The organism is Streptomyces sp. SID8374 (genome assembly GCF_009865135.1).
Lineage (GTDB): Bacteria > Actinomycetota > Actinomycetes > Streptomycetales > Streptomycetaceae > Streptomyces.
In genome coordinates, this window is the sequence record NZ_WWGH01000002.1 from 2,380,071 (window position 1) to 2,405,638 (window position 25,568).

13 protein-coding genes and 1 riboswitch are annotated in these 25,568 nt (G+C 72.6%); of the genes, 5 read left to right on the forward strand and 8 right to left on the reverse strand.

Going from position 1 to position 25,568, the window contains the following annotated elements:
• Positions 1-109 precede the first annotated feature (109 nt).
• The 3 genes from GTY67_RS33845 to GTY67_RS33855 all read right to left on the reverse strand — a co-directional run bounded on the left by GTY67_RS33845 (position 110) and on the right by GTY67_RS33855 (position 14,027).
• On the reverse strand, positions 110-12,322 hold the full coding sequence (locus GTY67_RS33845) for a non-ribosomal peptide synthetase/type I polyketide synthase (protein ID WP_161281568.1): 12,213 nt from the start codon (positions 12,320-12,322) through the stop codon (positions 110-112).
• A 411-nt stretch (positions 12,323-12,733) separates the two neighbouring features.
• Positions 12,734-13,072, reverse strand: coding sequence for an antibiotic biosynthesis monooxygenase (locus GTY67_RS33850; RefSeq protein WP_093688177.1), 339 nt, complete (start codon positions 13,070-13,072; stop codon positions 12,734-12,736).
• Between the two features lie 94 nt (positions 13,073-13,166).
• The gene (locus GTY67_RS33855; RefSeq protein ID WP_161281569.1) at positions 13,167-14,027 is read right to left on the reverse strand and encodes a helix-turn-helix transcriptional regulator; all 861 of its coding nucleotides are present in this window, start codon (positions 14,025-14,027) and stop codon (positions 13,167-13,169) included.
• Positions 14,028-14,154: 127 nt separating this feature from the next.
• Between GTY67_RS33855 and GTY67_RS33860 the strand changes: the two genes are divergently transcribed.
• From GTY67_RS33860 to GTY67_RS33875, 4 genes are all read left to right on the forward strand, one after another.
• Positions 14,155-15,147, forward strand: coding sequence for an aldo/keto reductase (locus GTY67_RS33860; protein ID WP_161281570.1), 993 nt, complete (start codon positions 14,155-14,157; stop codon positions 15,145-15,147).
• 479 nt (positions 15,148-15,626) lie between these two features.
• Positions 15,627-15,700: riboswitch (cobalamin riboswitch) on the forward strand.
• A 119-nt stretch (positions 15,701-15,819) separates the two neighbouring features.
• On the forward strand, positions 15,820-16,929 hold the full coding sequence (locus tag GTY67_RS33865) for an iron ABC transporter permease (protein ID WP_161281571.1): 1,110 nt from the start codon (positions 15,820-15,822) through the stop codon (positions 16,927-16,929).
• Entirely contained in the window at positions 16,929-17,714 is a 786-nt protein-coding gene (locus tag GTY67_RS33870) for an ABC transporter ATP-binding protein (protein WP_161213678.1), read from the forward strand. The genes GTY67_RS33865 and GTY67_RS33870 overlap by 1 nt, the downstream gene beginning before the upstream one ends.
• Before the next feature lie 15 nt (positions 17,715-17,729).
• The gene (locus GTY67_RS33875) at positions 17,730-18,752 is read left to right on the forward strand and encodes an ABC transporter substrate-binding protein (protein WP_161281572.1); all 1,023 of its coding nucleotides are present in this window, start codon (positions 17,730-17,732) and stop codon (positions 18,750-18,752) included.
• 15 nt (positions 18,753-18,767) lie between these two features.
• Here the strand turns inward: GTY67_RS33875 and GTY67_RS33880 are convergent, their stop codons facing one another.
• On the reverse strand, positions 18,768-19,394 hold the full coding sequence (locus tag GTY67_RS33880) for a TetR/AcrR family transcriptional regulator (RefSeq protein WP_093688187.1): 627 nt from the start codon (positions 19,392-19,394) through the stop codon (positions 18,768-18,770).
• Positions 19,395-19,518: 124 nt separating this feature from the next.
• On the opposite strand from GTY67_RS33880, the gene GTY67_RS33885 reads away from it, so the two are divergent.
• A complete protein-coding gene (locus GTY67_RS33885; protein ID WP_161281573.1) occupies positions 19,519-20,205 on the forward strand; it encodes an SDR family oxidoreductase in 687 nt (228 codons plus the stop codon).
• 139 nt (positions 20,206-20,344) lie between these two features.
• Here GTY67_RS33885 and GTY67_RS33890 read toward each other — a convergent pair whose 3' ends face one another.
• The 4 genes from GTY67_RS33890 to GTY67_RS33905 all read right to left on the reverse strand — a co-directional run bounded on the left by GTY67_RS33890 (position 20,345) and on the right by GTY67_RS33905 (position 24,772).
• Complete coding sequence (locus tag GTY67_RS33890; protein WP_093688191.1) at positions 20,345-21,172, reverse strand: aldo/keto reductase; 828 nt, start codon at positions 21,170-21,172, stop codon at positions 20,345-20,347.
• A gap of 146 nt (positions 21,173-21,318) precedes the next feature.
• Complete coding sequence (locus GTY67_RS33895) at positions 21,319-22,734, reverse strand: NAD-dependent succinate-semialdehyde dehydrogenase (protein WP_161281574.1); 1,416 nt, start codon at positions 22,732-22,734, stop codon at positions 21,319-21,321.
• A gap of 220 nt (positions 22,735-22,954) precedes the next feature.
• Positions 22,955-23,860 (reverse strand): NAD-dependent protein deacetylase, encoded by a 906-nt coding sequence (locus tag GTY67_RS33900; RefSeq protein WP_161281575.1) that lies wholly within the window; start codon positions 23,858-23,860, stop codon positions 22,955-22,957.
• A gap of 267 nt (positions 23,861-24,127) precedes the next feature.
• Positions 24,128-24,772 carry a TMEM175 family protein gene (locus GTY67_RS33905; RefSeq protein ID WP_161281576.1) on the reverse strand — a complete coding sequence of 215 codons (645 nt, stop codon included), beginning with the start codon at positions 24,770-24,772 and terminating at the stop codon, positions 24,128-24,130.
• Positions 24,773-25,568 lie beyond the last annotated feature (796 nt).

The following is a 25,568-nucleotide window of genomic DNA, read 5'->3' on the forward strand; positions in this document are numbered from 1 at the left end:
CGATTGCCTCACAGAGACCGCAGGCAGGGCGATGCCTCTGTGCTCACCAGGGCCTCCATCCGGCTCGTCCGCTGCCGCGCCGAGAGCGGACAGAGACAATTCTTACGTTTCATTCCCGAAATGCCCTGTCCGGGATGTGCCGGGCCGTATCCGCGTCGATGGTGTGGGTGAGCAGATGGAGCGGCGCCGCGCGTGTGCCGGTGGCCTCCGCCGCAGCCCAGTAGGCCAGGCCGGTGGTCGCACCGACCGGACCCCGCACCAGCGGGACGTCCGTCCCGGAGGCGTGGAGCAGGGACTCCAGCCGACAGGACGCGATGGTGTCCGGGAGCGAGGGCTGCGCGAGGTAACCGGCCACCGCGGCGGCCGGCAGCCCGTCGGCCACCTGCCGTTCGACGGTTCCGATGCTCAACAGCCCGCCGCCGACGACCAGGACGTCCTTGGCCCGCGCCATCCGGCCGATGGCGCGCCCCGTGTCGAAGCAGTGCGGGAACGAGTCGTCCACCACCGTCGTACCGGGTTCGAGGCGGTCGACGTCGAGGAGCGCGCCGCCGCCGCTGACCGCCGCGACGATCAGACGTGCCCCGTACACCGCGTCGGGAAGCCCTCCCCCCGATTCGAGTACGTCGACGGCGTCGGCGAGACCCCGTTCGCGGAGCCGGTCGGCGAGCTCCTTGAGCCGTGGGCCGCTGCCCGGCACGTCGCAGAGCAGGAGCCGGGCGGGCGGGACCGGGGCCTGGCCGAGCAGCAGCTCCAAGGAGGAAGAGCCGATGGAGCCGAGCCCCACGAACGCGACGGTGAGAGCGCCCAGTTCCTGCCCGGTGGCGTCGAGTGCGGCATGCACGGTCTTCACGACGGAGACGACGGTCGCCGCGTGGCCGGTGGTGACGGCTGTGGTGGAGCCGGTGGCACCGACGGCCCGCAGGACGTCGAATCCGTAACCGGTGAGCGAGGGGATCATCCCGGCGAGGGAGACGGACCGGGCCCCGAGGGACGAGGCGAGGTCCACGCCCCGTGCGGTGTGCCCGAGCAGGGTGTCGCCGGGGGCCAGTTCGTCCGCGAACAAGGGGACGCACACGAAGCCCGAACGTCCCAGCGGTGTGCTGAGGGTTTCGAGGAGCCGTGGGCGACCGTCCGGGAAGAGCAGCGTACGTAGCTCCTCGCGCGGGAGGGATGCCTCCGGCAGACGCGCCAGCCGGGCGAGATGGGCGGGGGAGGGCAGATAGCCGATGAGCGCGGCATCCATGCGCTGTTCCCGCTCCCGCTCCTGCCCGGCCCCGTTCGGCAAAGGGCTTGGCAACGGGTTTGGCAGTGGGCTCAGGCTCGGCAAGGCGCCCTGGCTCGGTACGTTCAGGCTCCCGGCGCGCCGCTGCTCCGGTACCGGCGCGGCCACCGCGTGCATCAGCCCGTCCCGCATCCGGCCCGCGAACTCGGCCAGGTCCTCCGAGGTGAAGGCCGACGCCGACGCACGCACGGTGAGCCGCAGCCGCCCGGCGTCCAGCCCCACCGCCAGGAACACATCCGTACCGACCGGAGGCGGTGTGTACTCGCTGTCGCCGTCCTCACGGCCGACCGTCAGCGTCCGCCCGCTCTCCGGCCCCAGGGCGGAGAAGTCCAGATAGGTGAAGAAGAACTGGGAGGCCAGGGGCAGCCCGTTGGGAAGGGAAGGCACAGGGCCCTTGTGTACCTGTGCCGCCGTGGCCTCGGCGACGATGCGCCGCAGATCGTCCTCGAAGGCCGCCTCCGAGGGGCGCCCGGCATCCGGACCTGTCGGCCGCAGGGGAACGGCCGTGGCGAAGGGGCCGAAGACCCGGTGCGTGTCCGGCAGGGAGTGGTCCCGGCCGCTCACCGCGAGACCGAGCACCAGATCCGCTTGGCCGGTCGCCATCACGAGCGCCCGGTAGTAGGCGGTCAGCACGGGTGCGTACAGCGTGGCACCGGTGCGGGACGCGAGGTCGCGCAGCTTGCTCACCTGGTCGGCCTCGACCGTGAACGCCTGGGAGTGGAAGGGCATGTGACGGCCCGTTACGGCGTCCCCGCCTCCGAGTACCGGCGGCCGATAGGGAGCACTCAGCCGCGCCCACCGGCTCTCGCCGCAGACGGCATCGGGAGCTGTCGCGTCCGCCCGTACGGCGAGACGGGCGGCATGGTCGCGGAAGGAACCGCGCAGCGGGGTCAGGGCCGGTTCCTCGCCGCAGGACAGCGCGTCGTACACCGTCGTCAGCTCCCGTACCAGGAGCGCCGCGCTGTAGCCGTCGCCGATGATGTGGTGCGCGTGCACCACGAGGACGTGGTCGTCGGGGGCGAGGGTGAGCACCCGCAGGCGCAGCAGGGGCCAGGCCCAGAGCTCGAAGCGGCGCGCCCGTTCGGCGGCGACCCGCTCCTCCAACTGATCGGGTTCGGCCAGGGTTTCGAAGTCCACGGGCAGCCGCAGCGACGGTGGAAGCTCCTGCTGCACGGCCGGGCGCGCTCCGGCGGGAAAGACGGTGCGCAGCATGGGGTGCCGTACGACGAGGGTGTCCACGGCGGCCTGGAACCGGGCCGTGTCGAGGGGGCCGTGCAGGCGCAGGCGTGAGAGCCAGGACGATGCGGAACCGGGTGCCATGGCCTCGGCCAGCAGGAAGCCGCGCTGGGTGGGCGTGAGAGGGAAGGGCGCGGGTCCGTCCGGCCCCGCAACGCTCACGGCGGGCTCCGGGACCACCGATGCCTCGACCGCGTCGACGGCGGCGGCGAGGGCGGCCAGGGTGCGGTGCCGGTAGATCACGGTCGGCCGGGGGAGCGGCCCGCCCTCCTTCTCCAGCCGGGCGAACACCTCCAGCACGAGCAGGGAGTCGCCGCCGAGGGCGAAGAAGTCGTCCTCGCGGCACACGTCGTCGGCCTGGAGCAGTACCGACCAGATACGGGCGAGCCGGACCTCGGTCGGTGTCCGGGGTGCTGTACGGGGCGCCGTGCCGGGCTCCACCGGCTCGTCGAGGCCCTCCGCCCGCGCATCCGCTTGGAGGGCCAGCAGCCGCCGCCGGTCTATCTTGCCCGTGCCGGTGAGCGGCATCCTGGCGACAGAGGTGATGCGGGACGGAACCATGTACGGCGGCAGCGTCCCGGCGAGATGCAGCCGAAGCGCCACGGCATCCGCGGCGGGCGCCCCCGCCCTCGGCGTCACGAACGCGACGAGGCGGGCGTCCTGAAGGAGGACGACGGCCTGGGTGATGTCCGGCCGGGCCTGGAGCACGGCCTCGATCTCGCCGGGCTCCACCCGGTTGCCGCGCACCTTCACCTGGTCGTCCAGGCGCCCGAGGAACTCCAGGGTCCCGTCCTCGGCAGCCCGCACCCGGTCACCGCTGCGGTACCAGCGCCGCCCCCCACGGGTCGTGAACGCGGCCTCGGTGAGGGCCGGTTCACCGAGGTACCCGGCGGTCAGGCCGACCCCGGCGATGAGGAGTTCTCCGGCCTCGCCGGGTCGGCACGCCTCCCCGTCCGGGCCGACGATCTCGACCTCCGTCCCCGCCACGGGAGTACCGATGGGCAGCTGCCGTACGTCGTCACCCGGCCGGGAACGGATGATGTGGCAGCTCGTGTTGATGGTCGCCTCGGTCGGGCCGTACAGGTTGGCGATGTGCTGGCCGTCGCCGAAGAGATCGAACCAGCGGCGTACGTGAGCGGGGGACAGGGCCTCGCCGCCGACGTGGATCCACCGCAGGGCGGACAGACCGGGCCGTGGCGCACCGCGCCGTACCCGTTCCTCCGATGCGCTGAGGAGCTGTTCCCAGAGAGTGGGTACGGAGCTCCACACGGTGATCCGGGTGCGTTCGACGTGGGTCAGCAGGAGGTCGGGGTCGCGCAGGAGGTCCCGGTCCACCGTCACCACGGTCGCGCCCACGAGCAGCGGGGCGAGGAGCTGGCGCACGGAGGCGTCGAAGCAGAGCGAAGCCGTCTGGGCGAGACGGTCGTGCTCGTCGTACCCGAAGGTGCTGATGGCCCAGGAGAGGTAGTTCTCCATCGAACGGTAGGTGACGGGCACGGCCTTGGGCCGCCCGGTGGATCCTGACGTGAAGATCACGTAGGCGGTCGTGCCCGCGTCGACGGGACCGACGGGTTCTCCGGCAGCCCGCTGCGAGCTGGGTCCATGTGCCGATATGCCGACGTCGACCAGAGTGACGTCACCGAGCGCTTCGCCCGCCGCACGGGTGGCGGCATGGCAGAGCACCGTACGGGCGCCCGAGCGGCTGAGCTGGTCCGTGAGGCGCGCGGTCGGGTGGCCGGAGTCCAGCGGCACCCACCCCGCACCGGCGCGCAGGACGGCGACGACCGAGACGACCGCGTCGGCGCCGGGCTCGGTCAGGAGCCCGACCAGGCTTCCCGGCGTGACGCCGTGGGCCAGGAGCCGGGCCGCGAGCGCGTGGGAGGCACGGTCGAGTTCTCCGTACGTCAGGGTCCCGGCGCCCGTGTCGATGGCGACGGCGTCCGGGTTGGCCCGGAACCGGGCGAGCAGCCGCTCCACGATCGTTGCGGACCGGGATTCCGCCTCCGGGTGTGCGGCCTCGGCGCCCGCAAGGGCGGCCAGCTCACCGTGGAAGTCGCGGTCCAGCCGCGCCACCGTCTCCGGGGCGAAGAGGCGGACCGGGAAGTTCCACGAGAAGCGCAGAACCGTGCCGTCCTGCCAGCACAGCAGGCTGAGACGGGTCGCCGGGGTACCGGTCCCGGCCGCCGTCGGCCGCACGGTCACCGGGCACCGCGCGTCGAGAGCGGCCGGGAAGCGGGCGAAGCTGAACCCGGCCGGGCTCACCGTCCGAGGCCCGGCCCCGACCGGGCTGCCCGGCAGCAGCCGGGCCAGGTCGAGGCTGGTGGGCGCCGCATGCCGCTCGCTCTCCAGCCAGACCCGCCCGAGCCGCTCGGCCAGCTCCCACACCGACTCCTCCGGGTCGCTCTCGCACAGCAGCGGGAGGGTGTCGGCGAGCGGCCCCACGAGATGGTCGAGACCCGGCAGCCGGGCGTCCCGCCGGGCGCGGGCGACGTTCACCGCGACCTCACGCTGCCCGCTCCACCGGCCCAGGCAGCGCACATGGGCGGCGAGCAGCAGATGGAACAGGCTCACGCCGTGCTCGGCGGCCCGCTCCTCCAAGGTGGCGGTCAGCGAGGCGTCGAGGGCGCTCCCATGGGTCGCCAGCGGAGCGGTCGGGAGGGCATCGGGATCCCCGTCGTACGGCAGCCGCAGCGGCTCGCCCCGGGTGGCCAGCCGCTCCGACCAGTAGCGCAGGTCGGCGGCGAGAGCCTGGGCACCGGCCGCCGAAGAACGCTCCTCGGAGGCAGCGGCGGAGTACCGCGCGAAGTCGGTGCCGAGAGCGGGAAGCGACGGCCCGTCGGCAGGCTCCTGCCCCTGGGCGAGAGCCGTGTAGAGCGACCACAGCTCCTCCGCGAGGATGTTGAGGCTGTAGCCGTCGCCGGCCGCATGGTGGATCACCAGCACCAGATGGGCCAGGTCAGGGCTCTCCCGGGCGAGGACCGCACGCACGGGAGGCTCGGCGGAGAGGTCGAACGGCCGGTTGCGCAGGGCGCTTTCGAGATCCTCGATACGGTCCGGGCACTCCCGCACCTCGTACCAGGCGGACAGGTCGGTGGGCGGGGCTATGAACTGCCGAGGTGCCGTCGTGCCGTTCCCGTCCGGGCCGTCCCCTCCCGTGCCGTTCTCGATGCGGACCCGCAGCATGGCGTGCCGGTCGGCGAGCAGGGTGAGCGCGCGGCCGAGGAGCATGCTGTCCAGGGGCCCCTGAACGGTCTGGCGCACATACCCGTGGGCCGGGATGTCCGGGTGGAGCCGCCCGCTGGTGTGCAGGGCCAGTTGGACGGGGGTGAGCGGGAACGGCACCCCGTCGGCGACGGGGGAGGGGGCCGCCGGGGGCGCGGGTGGCGGGTCGGCCGGGGCGTCGAGGTGCGCGGCCAGTTCGCGGACTGTCCGGTACTCGAAGAAGAGCGTGGCGGGCAGGGAGGCGCCCAGCTCCCGCTCCAGCTGCCGCACGAGGTCGACGGCGGCGAGCGAGTCCAGGCCGAGGGAGAGGAACGGCGCGTCGTCGGGGATCTCGGCCGGTGACATCCGCAACGCCGCCGCCAGGAGCCGGCGCAACAGCACGGCGGTACCTGTGCCCGCACCCGTAACTGTGTCTGCGGCTATGGGTAGAGACGGAGGCAGCGCATCCGGTACGGACCCGCGTGCCGCCCCCGCCGTAGGCAGCGGTACCTCAGCTCCAGGGCGCGGTGGCGTCAGATCAGCCACCACCAGCTGGGCCGCGTCGACGCCCCACGCCGTACGGAGCGCCGCGAGCGCGGGAGCGGTGGCCAGCGGCCGACTGCCGACACGCTCTACGGCGGCGGAGCCCGGCCCCGCTCCGGTGCCGAGGCCCGCGGCCATGCCCGTCTCGGCGAACGCGGCGAGGTTCACGGACTGCCAGGGCCTGCCCGCCCGCCGCTCCGACGCGGCGAACGCGTCGAGGAAGGCGTTGGCGCCGGCGTACTCGCCCAGCGCGCCCGCCAGACCGGGCAGAAGGGCGGAGACGGAGGAGAAGGCCACACAGACCGTCGGGTTGAGCCCGTGCCGCCGAAGGGCCAGGGAGAGCAGCACCGCGCCCCGGGTCTTGGCGCCCAGGGCGACGGCCGTCTCCTCCGCGCTCCTGTTCCGCAGCGTGCCGGGGCGCACCACCCCCGCCGCGTGGAAGAGGCCGTCCAGACCGGGCAGTTGGGCGAGGAGCGCATCGACGTCCCGTTCCACCGAGACGTCGGCCACCCGGTAGTGCACGGTGGCGCCGAGCGCCCGCAGCTCGTCGACCAGCCCTGCTGGCGGTTGCGGGGAGCGCCCGGCGAGTACGAGGGTGGGGCGCCCCCTCCCGGCGAGGTCCCGGGCGAGCGCACCACCGATCCCGCCACCGCCTCCGGTGATGAGGAAGGTGCCGTCGGGCGGCAACGGGGACGCCGTACCGCCCTTCGCCGCCAAGGGCGCGATCCGCCGGACCAGCCTGCGGCCCGCACGCCAGGCGACGGTGGTGGTCCCGCCCGGTGTACTGTCCGCCCGGAGTCCGGCGAGTTCGGCGAGCACGGCGGCCAGCCGCTGGGCGGGGGTGTCCAGTGAGCAGAGGTCGAGACCGGTGGCCGAACAGCCCGGCGTCTCCTGCGTCAGAGCCAGCAGCGGCCCGCCCAGCACCGCATGGACCGGCCGAGGGCGCTCGGACGCGGCCCCCGTGGTGTGGACGTCCTCCGTCACCACCAGCATCCGGCGCGCCCGGGTCTCGTCCAGCCGGGTGAGAGCCTCACCGAAGGCGGCCAGCGCGGTCTCCTGCGCCCGGCCGAGCGCGTCGGCGTCCTCCCCCGGGCCGGGCGTGGGACCGGCCACCAGCACCACGGCGTCCGGCGGCTCCTCGCCCCCGGTGTGCAGCCGGATGCCCTCGGCGGCCAGCTGCTCGCCGAGCCGGGCCACGGACGCCGCGTCAGGACCGGTGACCAGCACGGAACGCACCGCCTCTGCCGCTGCCTCCGCCGCCGTCTCGGGCAGCGCGGAGTCCTCCCACAGGACCCGGTGCAGGAGCGGGCTCACGGGTGGATCGGGCCAGTACCGGTCGCGCCGGAAGGGGTAGGCGGGCAGCGGCACCCGGTGGTGGCCCGCGTCGAGTGCGGTGCGGTCCAGCGGCACACCACGCGACCACAGCCGCCCGACGGTCTCCAGCAGCTCCCGGCGCCCGTCACCGCCCGCCGCACCGCCGTCGGAACCGCCCGGGAGGGCGGGGAGCACCAGCACGGCCCCGTCCTGGCCGGCCGCCGCCGCCGCGCCACGCCGCCCGTCCGCGTCCGCCCCATGGCGTACCCCTGCGGCTGCCGCCGCCGCGCGTGCCGCGCCGGACAGGGTCGCCCCGTGCCCGACCTCCACGAACGTGTCGTACCCCTCCCCGGCCATGCGTTCCACGGCGGCCCCGAACAGCACCGGCCGCAGGGCGTGTTCACGCAGATACTCCGGCCCCAGGACCGGCTGCCACTCGGCGGTGACCGTACTCATCAGAGGGACGGACGGGTCGTGGAGGGTGAGCGCACGTGCCGCGTCGGCGAGCCGCTCGGCGACCGGGCGCATCAGCGGCGAGTGGAAGGCACGGGAGACCCGCAGCCGACGTACGGGAACGCCCTGGGCATCGAGGTCGCGGGCGGCCCGCTCCACCGCGGTGACGGAACCGGAGAGCACCTGAAGCCCCGGCCCGTTGTACGCGGCCACGGCGAGGTCACCGCCGGCCTCCGCCACCACCGAGGCGACGGCCTCCTCGCCCCCACGGACGGCGATCATGGCGCCGGGCTCGGTGAACTCACCTATGAGACGGCCGCGTTCGGCGGCGAACCGTACGGCGTCCCGCAGCGTCAGCACCCCGCTGACGCAGGCGGCGGCGATCTCCCCGACACTGTGCCCGGCGACCGCGTCCGGCTCCACGCCCCACTCCCGCAGCTGCCGGGCGAGCGCGACCCCGGAGGCGACGAGCAGCGGCTGGGCCACCTCCGTCCGGGCCTGCGCGACGGGGTCCGCGTCCGGGTCCAGGCCCCAGTCCAGCAACGGCCGCCCGCACACCGGTCCGAGCAGCGCGGAAGCCTCGTCGAGGGTGTCCCGGAAGACCGGCGCCGTACGGTACAGAGCCCGGTCCCGGCCGGGGAACTGCGCACCCTGCCCGGGAAACAGGAAGACGAGCCGAGGCCGCGAACGGGCGACGCCCTTCACACCCGAGGCAGGCGCCTTCAGCCGGGCCCGCAGATCACCCTCCGCGACGACGGCGAGCCGGTAGGGGCCGTCGTCCCGGGACGTGCTCGCGGTCAGGCACACATCGCCTTCGTCCAGCTCCGGATGCTCGCCGAGGTGAGCGGCAAGCCGGTCCGCCGCCTCCCGCAGCCCGTCCGCGCTGCGGGCCGACAGGGTCAGCAGACGCGGCCCGGCTCCCACGCTCTCGTACGGGGCGCGGGACGGCGCCTCCTCAAGCACGGCATGCGCGTTGGTGCCGCCGAACCCGAAGGCGTTGATACCCGCCACGAGCGGCCCGGCGGCCGTCCACTCCCGGGCCTCGGTCACCACGGAGAAACCGGCGGGCGCGAGGCCCGGCGAGGGAGACGCGTGGTGCAACGACGGGGGAACCCTGCGGTGGCTCAGCGCCAGCACGACCTTCACCAGAGCGGGCAGGGCGGCCGCGTTGAGCAGATGCCCGATGTTCGTCTTCACCGAACCGAGCAGCCTCGGCTCCCCGTCGGCCCGTACGGGAAACGCGTGGGCGAGCGAACGCAACTCGATCGGGTCCCCCACGGCCGTGCCCGTTCCATGGGCCTCCACATAGGTCACCGAGGCAGGATCGGTACCGGCCGCCTCGTACGCCCGGGTGATGACCTCGCGCTGGCGCAGCGGATTGGGCGCCATGAGGCTCATCGAACGGCCGTCGTTGTTGACGGCCGTACCCCTGACCACCGCGAGCACGGAGTCGTCGGCGGCACGGGCGGCGTCCAGACGCGTCAGGACGATCGCCGCGCCTCCCTCGCCGGGTACGAAGCCGTCGGCGTCGGCACTGAAGGCGCGGCTGCGGCCGGTGGGGGAGAGGGCCTGAGCCTCCTCCAGCAGGCGGTGTCCGGTCGACGTCAGGTGGAGGTTGACCCCGCCGACCACGGCGAGATCGCACTCACCGTCCAGCAGGCTGCGCCGCGCCAGATGCAGGGCCACCAGCCCCGACGAGCAGGCGGTGTCCACGGCCAGCGCGGGCCCGTCGAGGTCGAGGCACTGGGAGACGCGGGCGGCGATGAGGCTCGGCAGGTTTCCGGTGAGCGTGGCGGGCAGAGGAGACCCGTCGGCGGACGCCCGGTCCAGCACCTCCCGGTAGCCGCTCTCCCCGACGGCCGCGAAGACCCCGACCCTGCGGCCGTTACGGCGGGGCCCGGCGTAACCGGCACGTTCGAGGGCCTCATGGGCGAGTTCGAGGAAGAGCCGCGCCTGCGGATCGAGGGCACGGGCCTCGTCCTCGCCGATGCCGAAGTAGCCGGCGTCGAAAGCGGCGGGGTCGTCGAGCAGAGCGCCCCAGCGCTTGCGGTCCGCTGCCGGCCGGCTCTCGGAGTCCTCGTCCCATCGCCCGTCCGGTACGGGGGTGACGGCGTCGTACCCGTCGATGAGCAGGTCCCAGAAGGCGTCGGGTGTGTCGGCCCCGGGGAACCGGCACGCCATCCCGATGACGGCCGCGGGCGCGCCCGTCGCCCCTGGAAGCCGCTCACTCTCCGGGCCGGACGCCGGACGTACCGGAACGGAGGAGGCCAGAAGGTGACCGGCGAGCGCGCCGACGGTGCCGTGGTCACGGATCACCGCGGGCGGCAGCGTCAGCCCGAAGGCGTCCTCCAGGGCCACGAGAACCTCCATGGCCTTGAGCGAGGTCCCCCCGAGGCTCCCGAACGACTGATGAAGCCCGATCGACCCGGCGGGCCGACCGAGCACCCGCGCCCACACCTCCCGTACAACCTGTTCGGCCTCGTGCCGGGAGCGGGGCGAGGGGGCCGGGGGAGGAGGCACGGGAGACGCGAATCCGACTCCGGCCCCGGCTATGGCGTCTGGCTGTGCGTCGGCTCTTGCCCGTGCCCCGGCCCCGGCTTCCGCTGTGGCTTCTGCCCGTGCCCCGGCCCCGGCACCGGCCAGGCGGCCCCCGGCACCGGCCGAAGACGCGGCAGCACTCTCCGCCCCCGCCCCCCGGTCACCCGCCTCGAACCGCTCCCGCAGCCGCTGCCGTTGCAGCTTCCCGCTCGTCGTCCGGGGAAATGCCCCCGGGGCCAGGGCCAGCACCCGTACATCGTCGTGGAGCAGCGCCTCGCGGACCCGGGCGGCGACCCGTTCGAGCACCTCCGCCGCCTCACCCGGCGGCCGCGCCCAGGGAACGAACACCACGACGCGCTCCCCGCCGGTCACGGGGTCGGTCGACCCGATCACCGCGGGGGCACCGGGAGGCAGCCCGGGGGTGGCCGCCGCGACCGCTTCCATGTCCGGGGCGTGGAACGTACGGCCGTTGAGGAACAGCACGTCCTTGTACCGCCCTGTGACACACAGCCGTCCCTTCCGCAGGAAACCGAGATCGCCGGTGCGCAGCCACCCGCCCGCGAACACATCGGCGCTCACACCGGGAAGACCGTGGTAGCCACGGGCCAGCTGGGGGCCGCTCACCAGGATGTGCCCCACCCGCCGGTCCCCGAGCTCCGCGCCCGCGTCGTCGACGATCCGCACGGCGCATCCGGCCACCGGAACCCCGACGTCCATCAGCTCGACGGCCCCCTCGCCCGCCACCGCGTCCACAGCCTCACCCCGGCTCAGCGCTGCCCGGTCCAGGACCAGCGGCTCGGCCACTTCTCCCGGCGGCGGGAACGTCACCGCCAGCGTCGCCTCCGCCAGCCCGTAGACCGGCTGGGCCGCTGCCGGATCCAGCCCGGCCGGGCGCATCGTACGGGCGAACTCCCGCCACACAGCAGGCGCGATGGGCTCAGCACCCACCAGCATCAGCCGCACGGACGACAGGTCCAGCCGCGCGACGACCTCGTCGGGAACCCGCCGTACGGCCAGCGCGAGGGCGAAGTTGGCCGCCGAGAGCACGGTGGCCCGGTGCCGGTCCGCGGCCTCGAACCAGATCCGGGGCCGCTTGGCGAACGACAGCGGCCCGATCTTCACCTGCTTGGCCCGGGCGGCCAGCGGTGCGAGGTGGGTACCGATGAGCCCCATGTCATGGAAGTACGGCATCCAGCTGACCACGACGTCGTCGGCGCCGAGCGCCGAGGCCTTCCGCATCTGCTCCAGATTGGCCAGCACGGCACGATGGGTGACCTCCACCCCCTTGGGCGCACCGGTGCTCCCCGAGGAGAACTGCACGAACGCGACCTCGTCCGGCCCGGCGACGACGGGCTCCCGCAGCACCGGCCCGCGCCGCAGCACATCGAGTGTGAGAGCGCGTACGTCACCGGGCAGCACCCCCCTGGTCGCCGCGTCCACGACGACGGGCGGCCGGCCCAGGTGCTCCCAGACCGGCAGGACACGCCGGGCGTCGGGAGCCAGCGGTACGGGGACGAGACCCGCGGCGAGCGCGCCCCAGAACATCGGCTGGAAGTCCTCGCTGCGGTCGGCCAGCAACGGCACACAGGTCCCCGGCACGACACCGGCCTCCCGGAGGCCGCCGGCCACGCGCAGCGCGTCGTCGAGGAGTTCGCGCAGAGTGACGGTCAGCTCGCTGCCGTCGCCACGGACATGGACGGCGACCTGCCCGGGAGTCTCACGGACCGCGCCCAGCAGTACATCCAGCAGTGTCATGTTGTTGTCCACCGGTCCCCGTCGGTCCGTTCTCCACACGTGCGGCGACGCACGCGCTGATCCATTGCCCGGCCGGTCACCGGCCCCCGTCGATGATCTTAAAAACGCCCCGGTCGCGGGTAATCCACCGGCGGGAGGAGACCGCGTGCGCCCTGAGGCTGACCCGGGCCCGGCGAGGGGCGACGGAGGTAGCAGGCTCCCTGGCGAGGCCGGGGGAACATGCGTGGTGCATCAATGCTGGAGCAGACAGACCGCCGGTACCCGAGCGGCCGGGGACGACCGGCGCGACGGACCGGGGACGTCGGGTGCCCTACCCGGCCGGACAGGACACCCGACGGCTGTCGGGCAGGACACCCGACGACGATCGGGCAGGACACCCGAGGACTGCCGGGCAGGGCACCCGACGGCTCACTACGCGCCGGCGGGACCGGCCTGCTGCACGACCTCGAAGGACCAGACGGTGGACCCACTGGCCGCCGGCTTCGGACGTTCGCCGCCGCCGTCGGCACCACCGCCACCGCCCTGGTGGGCAGCCTTCATCGGTCCTTCCATCCAGGCCTGGAAGGACGCCTCGTCACGCCACCGCGTGTAGACGAGGTAGTCGTCCGTGCCCTCGACGGGCCGGAGGAGCTCGAACCACTCGAACCCGTCGGAGCTCTCGACGGCGTGGGCACGGGACGCGAAGCGCTTCTCCAGCGTCTCGCGTTGTTCCTGGGGGACGGTCAGCACATTGATCTTGACTACGCTCATGGCCTCATCCTGCCGTACGGCGCCGGGCGGAAGGAGCAGCGGCCCTGCGGTGTACGCCGTGCTGCATGAAGCGATCAGGGGCGGCCCGGCGCTCTCACCGCTCGGACGTGCCCGAACCCCCCGTCGTGAACTCTTCGACGCCCAGTACGCGCAGCAGATCCAGCCGCTCACGGGTCTCGGCATCCGCCGGGGTGAGGACGAGCAGCAGCTGGCCGTGGTCGGGCGTGACCAGCGTTTCGCAGTCCATCACCAGGCGGCCCACCCGTGGGTTCAGCAGGGTCTTGCGGTCGGCGCGCCGGACCGCGACCTCGTGCTCGGACCAGAGCCGGTCGAAGTCGGGGCTCGCGGCCCGCAGCCGGCCGACGAGTCGGGCGATCGCCTGATCGCCGGACCGGCGCCCGACGGCCGCCCGCAGGTCCGCCACCAGCTGCCGGGCCTGGTGCTCCCGCTCCTCCGGCGCACCGGCCGCGCGGGCGGCGGGGTCGGTGAACCAGCGGTACACGAGGTAGCGCCGGTCGCCCGAGAAGCCGGTGTGGTCGCCCGCCAGCAGGAGCGACATACGGTTCTGGGCGAGGACCTCGCCCAGATCGGACACCACCATGGCCGGGGTGTCGCCGAGCAGGTCGAGCATGCGGACCAGCCCGGCACGGGCGAGGCCGGCCACCGATTCGCCGGGCGGCGGCTGGTGACCGGCCAGGTGGAAGAGGTGGTCCCGCTCGTCGTCGGTGAGGCGCAACGCCCTGGCCAGCGCCCCGAGCAACTGGGGCGAGGGCTGACTGCTGCGGCCCTGTTCCAGGCGTACGACGTAGTCCACCGACATACCGGCGAGCATCGCCACCTCCTCCCGGCGCAGCCCGGCGGTGCGGCGCCGGGGCCCCTCGGCGATGCCCACCTCGGCCGGGCGGATCGCCTCACGGCGCCTGCGCAGGAAATCGGCCAGCTGATCACGTTCCATGGCCCCATGGTCCCTCGCGGCGGCCGGCCGGATCCAGGGAGCGCCACTCCCATGATGAACGCTCCGCTCCCGCCGGGCGCGGCACGGGCGCAGGGTGGGTGGCAGACCGACGACGAAGGAGCACGCCATGCAGACACGAACCCTGGGCACCACAGGACCCGCCGTCTCCGCACTCGGCCTGGGCGCGATGGGCATGTCGGACGCCTACGGCCCCACCGACCGCGCGGAATCCCTCGCGACCGTCCACGCCGCGCTGGAAGCAGGCGTCACGCTGATCGACACCGGCGACTTCTACGCCATGGGCCACAACGAACTGCTGCTCGCCGAGGCGCTGCGCGGCCGCGACCGGGACAGCTACGCGCTGAGCGTCAAATTCGGCGCGCTGCGGGGGCCGGGCCATGAGTTCAGCGGGCAGGACAGCCGTCCCGAGGCGGTGAAGAACTTCCTGGCCTACTCGCTGACCCGGCTGGGCACCGACCACATCGACATCTACCGCCCGGCCCGCCTGGACCCCGACGTGCCGATCGAGGAGACGGTGGGCGCGATCAAGGAGATGGTCGACGCCGGATACGTACGCCACATCGGCCTCTCGGAGGTCGGCGCCGCGACGATCCGCCGGGCGCACGCCGTGCACCCGATCGCCGACCTCCAGATCGAATACTCGCTGATCTCCCGCGCGGTCGAGGCGGAGGTCCTGCCCACCCTTCGGGAGCTCGGCATCGGCCTCACCGCGTACGGCGTCCTGAGCCGCGGCCTCATCTCCGGCCACTGGTCCACGGACCGCGCGGCCCCCGGTGACAGCCGCGGCTTCGTCCCGCGGTTCTCGCCCGGCAACGTGGAGCACAACCTCGCCCTCGTGGACGCCCTGCGCCGGGTCGCCGAGGCCAAGGGGTGCACCGTCGCCCAGCTGGCCATCGCCTGGGTGGCCGCACAGGGCCAGGACATCGTGCCGCTCGTCGGCGCCCGCACCCGGGAGCGGCTGACCGAGGCGCTGCCCGCCCTGGACGTGGACCTCACCGCGGACGACCTCGCCGAGATCGAGAAGGCGGTTCCGCCGGGCTCGGCACGCGGCGACCGGTACCCGGCCGCGTTCATGGCAGGCCTCGGCGTCGGCAACTGAGCAGGCTGCCGGGAAAGGCGGCGGCCGCCGCCGGGCCGCCGCGACGGCCTGCCGGTGCGAGAGGACGATCCGGCGCCGGGCCGGATCGATGTCCAGGATCCTGACCGGCAGGAAGCCACCGACCCGGACGGCGATGTCCGCGCCGGGAGAGGCGGTGCCGTCGCGAGGCGCCCTCGCCACGCATCTCCTCCAGCATCCCGGCGCGGCCCGCCGAGACCATCCGGCCGAGACCGGCCCAGAACGCGTCGTCGGCCGGGCGCCGGACGTCCTCGCCGCCGGTCTCGACGGCGTACGGGGAGGAGTCCACGCGCCCCGGAAACAGCCCGAGCCTCCGGGGCCGCGCCGACGCCCGCTCGCAGGGCCGGTCGCTGCCGACGTAGAGGTGCTGGTCCCAGCCCACATGGACCCGAGTCCTCCGCGAAGGCGGCGACCGCCCGGAGGCCGCACGGACGCACCCGCTAGGCTGCGAGTTCCCCACGGGGGAAGTCCGGTCGAAGTCCGGCGCTGACCCGCAACGGTAGGCGGAACCGCGATTCCGCAAGCCCGATCACCCGTGGCGGAGAAGGCTCCTGACAATTCGCCGTGGACTGCGAAGGGCGCTGCGCGGGCGGCCGCCGTCCGGGCTGCTCCGCCTTGTGCAGACGTACGGCCCGAGGCGAAAGCGACCGGCCTGTGGCCACGTCTGTCGACCGCATACCCTCCAAGCCCGCGCGCCCGTCCCGCGCCGGTACGGGGTCGCCGCCACCCCGGCGCATACCCCTGCCAATCCTCCTGACCGGCCTGTGCCTCGCCCTCCCCGTCTCCCTCGTCTGCGGAGCCGGACTCGGTGCTTCGGGGCTCTCCTGGGCCGAGGTGCTGCGCCATCTGTGGGCGGGCCTGACCGGTGGCGCCATCGGGCCCGACGAGGTGCCCGCGTACACCATCGTCTGGGAACTGCGCCTGTCGCGCGCCGTGTTGGCCGCGATCGTCGGAGCCGGGCTGTCGGCCGTCGGGGTCGCCGTCCAGGCCATGGTCCGCAACGCGCTCGCCGACCCGTTCGTGCTCGGGATCTCCTCGGGTGCGGCGGTCGGCGCCAACGCCGTACTGATCTTCGGGGCGTTGGGAGCCCTGGGCATCTGGGCGCTGTCCACAGCGGCGTTCGTCTCGGCCCTGCTCGCCATGCTGCTCGTGTACGCGGTCGCCCGCACCGAACGCGGACTCACCCCGCTGCGGCTCGTCCTGACGGGCACCGCGATGTACTACGGCTTCTCGGCCGTCACCACCTTCATGGTGTTCGCGGCCGAGCGGGGCGAGGCGGCCCGCTCCGCGATGATGTGGCTGCTCGGCAGCCTGAGCGGCGCCAACTGGGCCTCCGTCCCGATCGCCGCCGCAGCGGTGCTCACCGGCCTTGCCCACCTCGGCTGGTCGGCACGGCGCCTCAACGCCCTCGCCATGGGGGACGAGACCGCTGCCGCCCTCGGCGTCGACCCCGGGAGGCTGCGCAAGGAGCTCTTCCTGGTCTCGGCGGCCGTCACCGGGGCGGTCGTCGCGGTGAGCGGAGCGATCGGCTTCGTCGGACTGATGGTCCCGCACGCCGTACGGATGCTGGTCGGCGCGGACCACCGGAGGGTGCTGCTCGTCGCACCGCTCGCGGGAGCCGTGCTGCTGATCTGGGTGGACATCCTCTCCCGCGTGGTGCTGGCACCGGCCGAACTCCCGGTGGGCGTCCTCACCGCGGTCATCGGCGTGCCCTGCTTCATCCTGCTGATGCGCCGCCGGTCCTACTCCTTCGGAGGCATCTGATGCGGATCGACATCGACGCGCTGACCGTCGAGATCGCCGGCGCACGCCTGGTGGACGAGGTGACCCTCGGGGCGGGGGAGGGCCAGCTCGTCGGCCTGGTCGGCCCCAACGGCAGCGGGAAGTCCACGCTGCTGCGCTGCGTCTACCGGGCCCTGCGCCCCACGTCCGGCGCGGTCCGGGTCGGCGGCGACGACTTCCACGCCCTGAGCACCCGTGAGGGCGCCCGCCGCCTGGCCGCCCTCCCGCAGGACGCGGCCGCGGAGTTCGACTTCACCGTGGCCGAGATCGTGGCCATGGGGCGGATGCCGCACCAGGGCCCGATGGCGCGGGTGACCGACGAGGACCGCAGCCGCTGCGACGAGGCACTGGACGGGGTCGGCGCGGCCCACCTGGCCGAACGGGGCTTCCTCACCCTCTCCGGAGGCGAGAGGCAGCGCGTCCTCATCGCCCGCGCCCTCGCCCAGCAGCCCCGCGTCCTGGTGCTGGACGAACCGACCAACCACCTGGACATCGCCCACCAGCTGGAAATCCTGGCCCTCGTCCGCGCCAGCGGCCTCACCGTGCTCACCGCCCTGCACGACCTCAACCTCGCGGCCCTCCACTGCGACCTGATCCACGTCATCGACGGCGGCCGGATCGTCGCCTCGGGAGCCCCGTACGACGTCCTGACCACCGAGCTGCTGGCCGAGGTCTTCGGCGTACGGGCGCACCGCGTCGCCCACCCCGAGACCGGGGCGCTCCAACTGCTCTTCGACCTTCCCCGAACCCGCCCCGCCACCCTCTAAGGAGCCCCAGCCACCATGCCGAACCTCGTACGTCCCGCAGCTCTCGTACTCGCCGCCGCCCTGGCCCTCACCGGCTGCGGAGCGGACGTCACCTCGCAGGCGGACGGGAAGGACAGCACGGCGGAAGCCGGCCGCCACTACCCGGTGACCGTCGAGAACTGCGGTGAGAAGAAGAGCTACGACAAGGCACCCCAGCGCGTCGTGACCAACGACGTGGGCATCACCGAAATCATGTTCGCCCTCGGGCTCGAGGACCACATGGCGGGATACGTGATGCCCGACGACAAGGGCGACATGACATCCGTCCCGTGGAAGGACGGCTACAAGAAGACCACGTGGCTCTCCAAGCAGCGCATCAACAAGGAACTGGTCCTCGACGCCCGCGCCGACCTCGTCTTCGCAGGCTGGAACTACGGCTTCAACGAGGGCGAGGGCTTCACCCCCGCCGAGCTGAAGCGCGTCGGCGTCGACTCGTACCTCCTGAGCGAATCGTGCCGCAACGGGCAGGGCAAGGCCCGCGGAGTCATGCCGCCACTCGAAGCGCTCTACACGGACCTGCACAACCTCGGACGGATCTTCGACGTCGAGGACCGCGCGAACACCCTCATCGCGTCCTTCCGCAAGCAGGTCGCCGAGGCGCAGGCGAAGGCGCCGAAGGGGAGCGACCGCCCGCGCGTCTTCCTGTACGACGACGGGAAGGACAAGCCGCTGACCTCGGGCGCGTACGCCGGACCGCACGACATCATCACCAAGGCGGGCGGCGACCACATCATGAAGGACCTCAAGGACAGCTGGACGACGGTGGGCTGGGAGACCGTGGTCGACCGCGACCCCGAGGTCATCGTCATCAACAACTACGGGGACACCAGCGCCGAGCAGAAGCGCACGTTCCTGAAGTCCTACAAGCCGCTCGCGAACGTCTCCGCGATCAAGAACGACCGGATCGTCGTCCTCGACTACGTGGACCTGGTCGAGAGCCCGCGCAACCCCGCGGCCATCAGCTCGCTGGCGGCGGACCTGCGGAAGTTCGCCTCGTAACCCGGTGAACCGGGGTCACGGCCGCCGCACGGCTGGTGACGTCGGCTCCGCCGAACCGGCATCCGTGGCATCCGTGTCATCCGTCAGCGCTTCGCGCGCGGTGGTGAGGATCTCCTCGGAGATCGGGGAGCCCTGGGTGGCGCGGGCCAGGACGAGCGCGCCGACCATGGTGCACAGCCGGGCGATGCCGTTGTCGTCCTCGGCCTCGTCCTCGCTCGCGAGCCACTGCGCGAAGTCGGCCACCCCCTCGGCGTAGACGCGCCGGGCCTCGTCGTTCCCGGATCCGCGTGCCATGTCGGAGGCGAGGGCGGCGGCCGGGCAGCCGTCCGCGGCGCTGTCGCGGTGCTCTGCCGAGAGGTAGGTGGAGATCAGCGCCCGCTGGGCGGCATCGCGCTGCCCGGCGTGCCGCTCCAGCCCGTCCTCGCGGAGCCGGGCGAGCCCGTCGAAGGCATGGGCGGTGGCCTCGTCGACGAGCGCCTCCTTGGAGGCGAACTGCTTGTAGAAGCCGCCATGGGTCAGACCCGCCGCCTTCATGAGGTCGGCGACGCTGACATGGGTGCCCTGCTCCCGGAAGAGCCGCGACGCGGTCTCCACCACCCGTCGGCGGTTCTCCTCCGCCTGCGCCTGCGATACGCGGCCCATGGCCCACCTCTCTCACGGCTCTCATGGATGTCGATTGACATCTATTCTAGCGCGATGTTTAGATTGTGACCGAAATCTAAATCGTGCGGGCCGCTCGCCGCCCGCGCCACCCTGAGGAGTGGACATGGAACTCAAGGACGCGGTCGCCGTGGTCACCGGTGCCAACCGAGGGCTCGGACGGCATCTGGCAGCCCAGCTCCTGGAGCGCGGAGCGACGGTGTACGCGGCGGCTCGCCGCCCCGGCACGGTGGACCTCCCGGGCGCCATCCCGCTGCGGCTGGACGTGACGGACGAGGAGTCGATCCGGGCCGCCGCCCGCACCGCCTCCGACGCGACGCTGCTGGTGAACAACGCGGGCATCTCCACCGCCACGACTCTGCTCACGGGTGACCTGGAGGCGGTACGCCGGGAGATGGAGACGAACTTCTACGGCCCCCTCAGCCTGACGCGGGCCTTCACCCCCGTCATCGAGGGCAACGGCGGGGGAGCGGTGCTCAACGTCCTGTCGGTCCTGTCCTGGCTGCACCCGGCCGGACTCGGGTCCTACGCCGCGACCAAGGCCGCCGCCTGGGCGCTGACCGAGGCGACCCGGGAGGAGCTGGCACCCCGCGGCATCGCCGTGTCGGCGCTGCACGTCGGATACATGGACACCGACATGGCCGCGGCCGTTCCCGCAGACCAGAAGACCGACCCCGCCGACGTCGCGGCGCAGGCTCTGGACGGCATCGAGAAGGGCCTGCCGGAAATCCTCGCCGACGCGACCACCCGCCAGGTCAGGCAGAGCCTGGCCACCCTGCCGAACACGGCGTGAAGGGCCTCGACCGAATCACCACCGCCCCCATCAATGGCAAGTGCCTCGGAGCGAGGCCGTTGCCGACGGCGGCCGTACGAGGGCCTGTCCCCGGAGCCGTCGCCCGGGAACGGGCCCTCGAAACCGTCCGGCGTCCGGATCAGCCGTTGAACGTGTCCGGGTCGGGCCCGGTGCGCTCGTCACGGTTGAGGGCGGAGATCTCGCCGATGTCACCTTCGGTGAGTTCGAAGTCGAAGAGCTCGAAGTTCTCCTCGATCCGCTTCTTCGTGACGGACTTGGGGAAGACGATGTCCCCGCGCTGCACGTGCCAGCGCAGCGTCACCTGAGCGGGCGTCCGCCCCACCCGCTCGGCGATGCGCGTGATCGCCGGGTCCGAGAGCACCTTGCCCTGGGCGATGGGAGACCAGGCCTCCGTGGCGATGTCGTGCTCGGCACCGAAGGCCCGTACGGCGTCCTGGGTGAGGTAGGGGTGCACCTCGACCTGGTTGACGGCGGGTACCACCGTGCTGCTCTCCAGGAGCCGGCGCAGGTGGTTCGGCTGGAAGTTGGAGACGCCGATCGCCTTGGCCCGGCCGGACCGGTAGATCTCCTCCAGCGCCTTCCAGGTCTCCACGAAGTCCCCCGAACCCGGCAGGGGCCAGTGGATGAGGAAGAGGTCCACGTACTCGAGACCGAGCTCGTCCACCGTGCGGTCGAACGCCCGCAGGGCATCGTCGTGCTGGTGCGCGTCGTTGTTCAGCTTGCTCGTCACGAAGACGTCGGCGCGGTCGATCCCCGAGTCCCGGACTGCCTGGCCGACCTCCTTCTCGTTGCCGTACATCTGCGCCGTGTCGATGTGCCGGTATCCGGTCTCCAGAGCGGCCAGAGTGGTCTCGCGGGTCTCCTTCGGCGGGATCTGGAAGGTCCCGAAGCCGAGCTGGGGGATCGTCACACCGTTGTTGAGGGTGATGTCGGGTACTGCGGGCACGGTGACTCCTTGCTGTCGACGCCTGGGAAGGCGGTGGAAGATGTGTACGGGTGGGAGGCGCGCCGATCCGCCTGCGGACGGGCACGGAGGGCCTCGAGGGGTGCGGCGGCCCGGGGCGCGCGAGGAGCGGTGACTCCGGGAACTGCTCAGCCCGCGATGCCGCGCAGCTCGGCGTCGGGCGGCAGCACGCGTACGAGCTTGCGGTTGACGAACTCCTGCATGCCGAGCTTCGACAGCTCCCGCCCGTAGCCGGAACGCTTGATCCCGCCGAACGGCAGGTCGGGCTGGGTCGAGGTCGGGTGGTTGACCCACACCATGCCGGTCTCCACCCGCTCGGCCACCCGGCGGCCGCGTTCCACGTCCGAGCAGAAGACGGAACCGCCGAGACCGTACTGGCTGTCGTTGGCGAGAGCGATCGCCTCGTCCTCGTCCTCGACCCGGTAGACCACGGCGGCGGGCCCGAACAGCTCCTCCGCGTACGCACGCATGCCGGGCTTGACACCGGTGAGGATCGTCGGCTGTACGAAGGCGCCGGGACGGTCGATCCGGCCGCCGCCGATCACCAGCTCGGCCCCCTGCTGGACGGTCTCGCGGATCTGCTCGGCCAGATCGGAAGCCGCCTGCTCGGACGAGAGAGGCCCCAGCGTCGTCGCCTCGTCGGACGGATCGCCGGCCTCGAGCGCCCCGAACTGGCGGCGCATCCCCTCGACGAAGTCGTCGTGGACCTCCGCGAGCACGATGAACCGCTTCGACGCCACGCAGCTCTGCCCGGTGTTCGCCATCCGGCCGGCCACCGCGGCACCGACCGTACGCTCCAGGCCTTCACCGTCGAGGACGATGAAGACATCGCTGCCGCCCAGCTCCAGCAGGCTGGGCTTCATGTTGCGACCGGCCCGTTCCGCGACCTGGGCCCCGGCCCGCTCGCTGCCGGTCAGCGAGGCACCCTTCACGACGGGACTGTCGATGATGCGCGAGATCTCGTCGTGGCTGACGAACAGGTTGGTGTAGACGCCCTCGGGCGCCCCCGCGTCACGGAACAGCACCTCGAGGGCGAGCGCGGACTGCGGACAGATCCCGGCATGCTTGACGAGAACGGTGTTACCCAGCACCAGGTTGGGCCCTGCGAAGCGCACCACCTGGTAGAGCGGGAAGTTCCACGGCATGACACCGAGCAGGACCCCGAGCGGCTCGCTGACGAGATACGCCTCGCCCTCCTCCACGTCGAGTGGCTCGGGGGCCGCGAAACCGGGCCCGTGCTCCGCGTAGTAGTCGAGGATCGATGCGGCGAGATCCACCTCCCCGCGGGCTTCGGAGATCAGCTTCCCCATCTCCAGGGTGATCAGGCGCGCCAAGGTCTCCTTGCGCTCCCTCATCAGCCCGGCGACGCGCCCGACCAGCGCGGCACGCTCCTCGATGCTCCGCTTCCGCCAGGCGTCGAAGGCCTCGCCCGCGGTCTCCAGGACGGCGTCCACCTCCGCGCCCTCGATCGTCGGGAACTCCGCGAGGGTCTCACCGGTGTACGGATTGACGGTGGCGAACGAACTCTTGCGCTGCTCTGACATGAAATCTCCAGAACGACGGGTGGTGCACGAGGCGGAACGCTGCGCTCCGCCTCGCTGCGAGTACCCGACTGACCGAGCTGGAAACCAGCCAAAAGCATCCACATAGGTGGAAAATGCTCACGGAGCGTCACGAAGGGCGGGCAGCCCCGCTGAACTCCGGCGCGGCCCCACCCCACCCCGGTGCAGGAGGTGGCGCGGCCCCGCCCCACGGCCCCACCGCCTACGCCGTCCCGCCGACCCCGCCGTCGACGTGGACGCCCAGCCGGCCGGCCAGGGCGGTGAGGGCCTCCCCCAGCGGCAGCGCGATGCGGGTGACGGCGTGGCGGTCACCCCGGGTGGGATCCCGGTTGATGATCAGCACAGGCTGCCCGGCCCGGTCAGCCTGGCGGACGAACCGAAGACCGGACATCACCGTCAGTGAGGAGCCCAAAACGAGCAGGGTGGAGGCCTCACGGACCAGTGCGCGGCAGCTCTCGACCCGCTCGGCGGGTACGGCTTCCCCGAAGAACACCACATCGGGTTTGAGTACGCCGCCGCAGACGGTGCACGCCACCACGCGGAAGTCGCCGACCTGCTCGTCGGTGAGATCGGCGTCACCGTCCGGGTTGATCGTGGCGGCCACGGGCGCGAAGCCCTCGTTGGCCTCCTCCAGTCGCCGGGCGAGCTCGCGGCGCGGGCTGAGGGTGCCGCAGGAGAGGCAGACCACCCGGTCCAGACTTCCATGGAGTTCCACGACGTCTTCGCTGCCGGCGGCCTGGTGCAGACCGTCGACGTTCTGGGTGATCACACCCGAGAGCAGGCCGTGCCGCTCGAACGAGGCCACGGCCCGATGCCCGGCATTGGGCCGGGCACTGCCGAAGGTGCGCCAGCCGAGGTGGCTGCGCGCCCAGTACCGGCGACGGGCCTGAGCGTCGGCGATGAAGTCCTGGTACGTCATCGGGGTGTGCCGGCTCAGAGACCCGCCCTCACCCCGGTAATCGGGGATGCCCGACTCGGTGGAGATGCCCGCCCCGCTCAGCACCAGCACACCGCCGCTGCTCAGCGCGTCGGCGACCGGCTCCAGATCGGTGGTGCCCGGCGACAGCTCCTCGGTGGGGGTCCAGCTGAGAGTGGGGCGCATACGCATGCCCCTAGGGTACGGAACAGGCTGCTGTCCCCCGGAGCTTCCGCTGCACCCCGAGCGCACCGCGCCTGGCGGAGAAGTCGGTACGGAAAGGGGCGGCTGGCGAACAACACGGCAACCTGCCCACCACCGCCACGCAAGGGCGCCAACGCCGCGCGGCGGGGAAGGCGCAGCGGCACGGGGGTGACACCCGCTGCGGTCCGCCAGGGAGGCCAGGCCCCACTCAGGCGGACGCACGCCACCTGGCTGGTGGCCGCCGCGCCGCGAAAGCTACCTGGCAGGGGGCGAGCTGTCCCGCCGGGTGCTCCGGAGCCGCTCCTGTCGGCCGAGGGCGGCTTTGACGGGGAAGAGGGCGAGCCAGCACCACATGGCCGCTTGCGGGGCGAAGAAGGCGATGGGCACGGAGGCTCCGAACACGACGACGGTCGCGCCCAGGTCCGCCGCGGTGTCCCGCCACTCGCCTACCGCGCGGACGCCGTGCCGGCCCCTCAGCGTCGCGAACATGGCGAGCTGCAACAGGTCGATGAGGCAGATGGTCGCCGCGTACATCGCCACCGCCCAGGGCTCACGGGCCCCGTACTCGGCGAGGATGGACGTGGGGAACGGGACCAGGGCGATCACGCCGAGCACCGCGAGGGCCAGATGCTGGGGAAGGCCGCCCGTCTTCGCGGACATCAGCAGGATCTGGCGCTGATCGCGCCAGAAGATGGACAGGATCAGGAAGCTCAACGCGTACGCGGCGAGCTGGGGAGTGCTCTCGCGCAGCGCGTCATGGAACTGCTCGGAGTCCAGGCCGGGCGCAACCCTCACGTCGAGGGCGAGCAGCGTCATGGCGATCGCGAAGATGCCGTCGGACAACGTGATCAGACGGTCGGGGCGTGCTGATGAAGAGCTGCCTCTACTCACCCGCCTCACCCTGGCCCCTGGCCCGCAACCGGACGCGAATTGCTCCGACTGCGGGCACGCCGCTGTCCATCCCTCGCTGCCGTACGCCCGAACAGTGGCCACACCTTCTGCCTCACCAGGACCACTGTCCCAGCGGGCCCTTTGAAGGTGTGCGCCACTGCCACCTTCCGGGTCACCGCCAGGACCGGGGCGGGGAGCGGCCGAGAGCCCCATCCTGACCGACGCCATCCCGCGGGGACGACGTACATGCCCGACTCCGCGCGCATGGTGGGAGGCTGGCCCGAACGCCGGAACGAAGAGCGACGCACAGGGAGACGACCAGGCGCACTACGTTGCCGCGGCCGACCAGGTGGTCTTCCACCTCGGCAACGGCGCTTCAGGCGCCCCGGGCGGCCGTCTGCCCAAGACCGAGACCCGGCCGGGACCACCGTGGAGAACCGGGTCGTCATCCTCCGGGAAGGCAGCGGCGAACAGATCAGCAACACACGGAGCAGGGCTCGCTCGCTCGCTCACCAACAGCGCCACGGCCGCCGCACACGGGAAGGCCCTCGCCGTCACCGACTTCACCACGGTCTGCGTGGAGCCTGACCCGTCGTGCCGCGACCCGTGGTCCACCGGAAAACAGCGCCAAGGGGAGGGGGGCTCGCAGGCCTTGACCTTGTCCATTCCTGCCGCTCAAAGGCATTGGCGGTATCCTGAGGAGGCAGTGACCGGGGGTCGCTCCGATGCCGAAGGGGCGAGAGATTCGTCGGGGTCGTGCGTGCCCGGAGGCCGGAAGGCGCCGCCGCCCACGCCACGAATCCTG

Excerpts from the sequence above, each read along its gene's own strand:
- GTY67_RS33845 (WP_161281568.1), bottom strand. The coding sequence starts at position 12,322 with ATGACACTGCTGGATGTACTGCTGGGCGCGGTCCGTGAGACTCCCGGG.
- GTY67_RS33850 (WP_093688177.1), bottom strand. The coding sequence starts at position 13,072 with ATGAGCGTAGTCAAGATCAATGTGCTGACCGTCCCCCAGGAACAACGC.
- GTY67_RS33855 (WP_161281569.1), bottom strand. The coding sequence starts at position 14,027 with ATGGAACGTGATCAGCTGGCCGATTTCCTGCGCAGGCGCCGTGAGGCG.
- GTY67_RS33860 (WP_161281570.1), top strand. The coding sequence starts at position 14,155 with ATGCAGACACGAACCCTGGGCACCACAGGACCCGCCGTCTCCGCACTC.
- GTY67_RS33870 (WP_161213678.1), top strand. The coding sequence starts at position 16,929 with ATGCGGATCGACATCGACGCGCTGACCGTCGAGATCGCCGGCGCACGC.
- GTY67_RS33875 (WP_161281572.1), top strand. The coding sequence starts at position 17,730 with ATGCCGAACCTCGTACGTCCCGCAGCTCTCGTACTCGCCGCCGCCCTG.
- GTY67_RS33880 (WP_093688187.1), bottom strand. The coding sequence starts at position 19,394 with ATGGGCCGCGTATCGCAGGCGCAGGCGGAGGAGAACCGCCGACGGGTG.
- GTY67_RS33885 (WP_161281573.1), top strand. The coding sequence starts at position 19,519 with ATGGAACTCAAGGACGCGGTCGCCGTGGTCACCGGTGCCAACCGAGGG.
- GTY67_RS33895 (WP_161281574.1), bottom strand. The coding sequence starts at position 22,734 with ATGTCAGAGCAGCGCAAGAGTTCGTTCGCCACCGTCAATCCGTACACC.
- GTY67_RS33900 (WP_161281575.1), bottom strand. The coding sequence starts at position 23,860 with ATGCGTATGCGCCCCACTCTCAGCTGGACCCCCACCGAGGAGCTGTCG.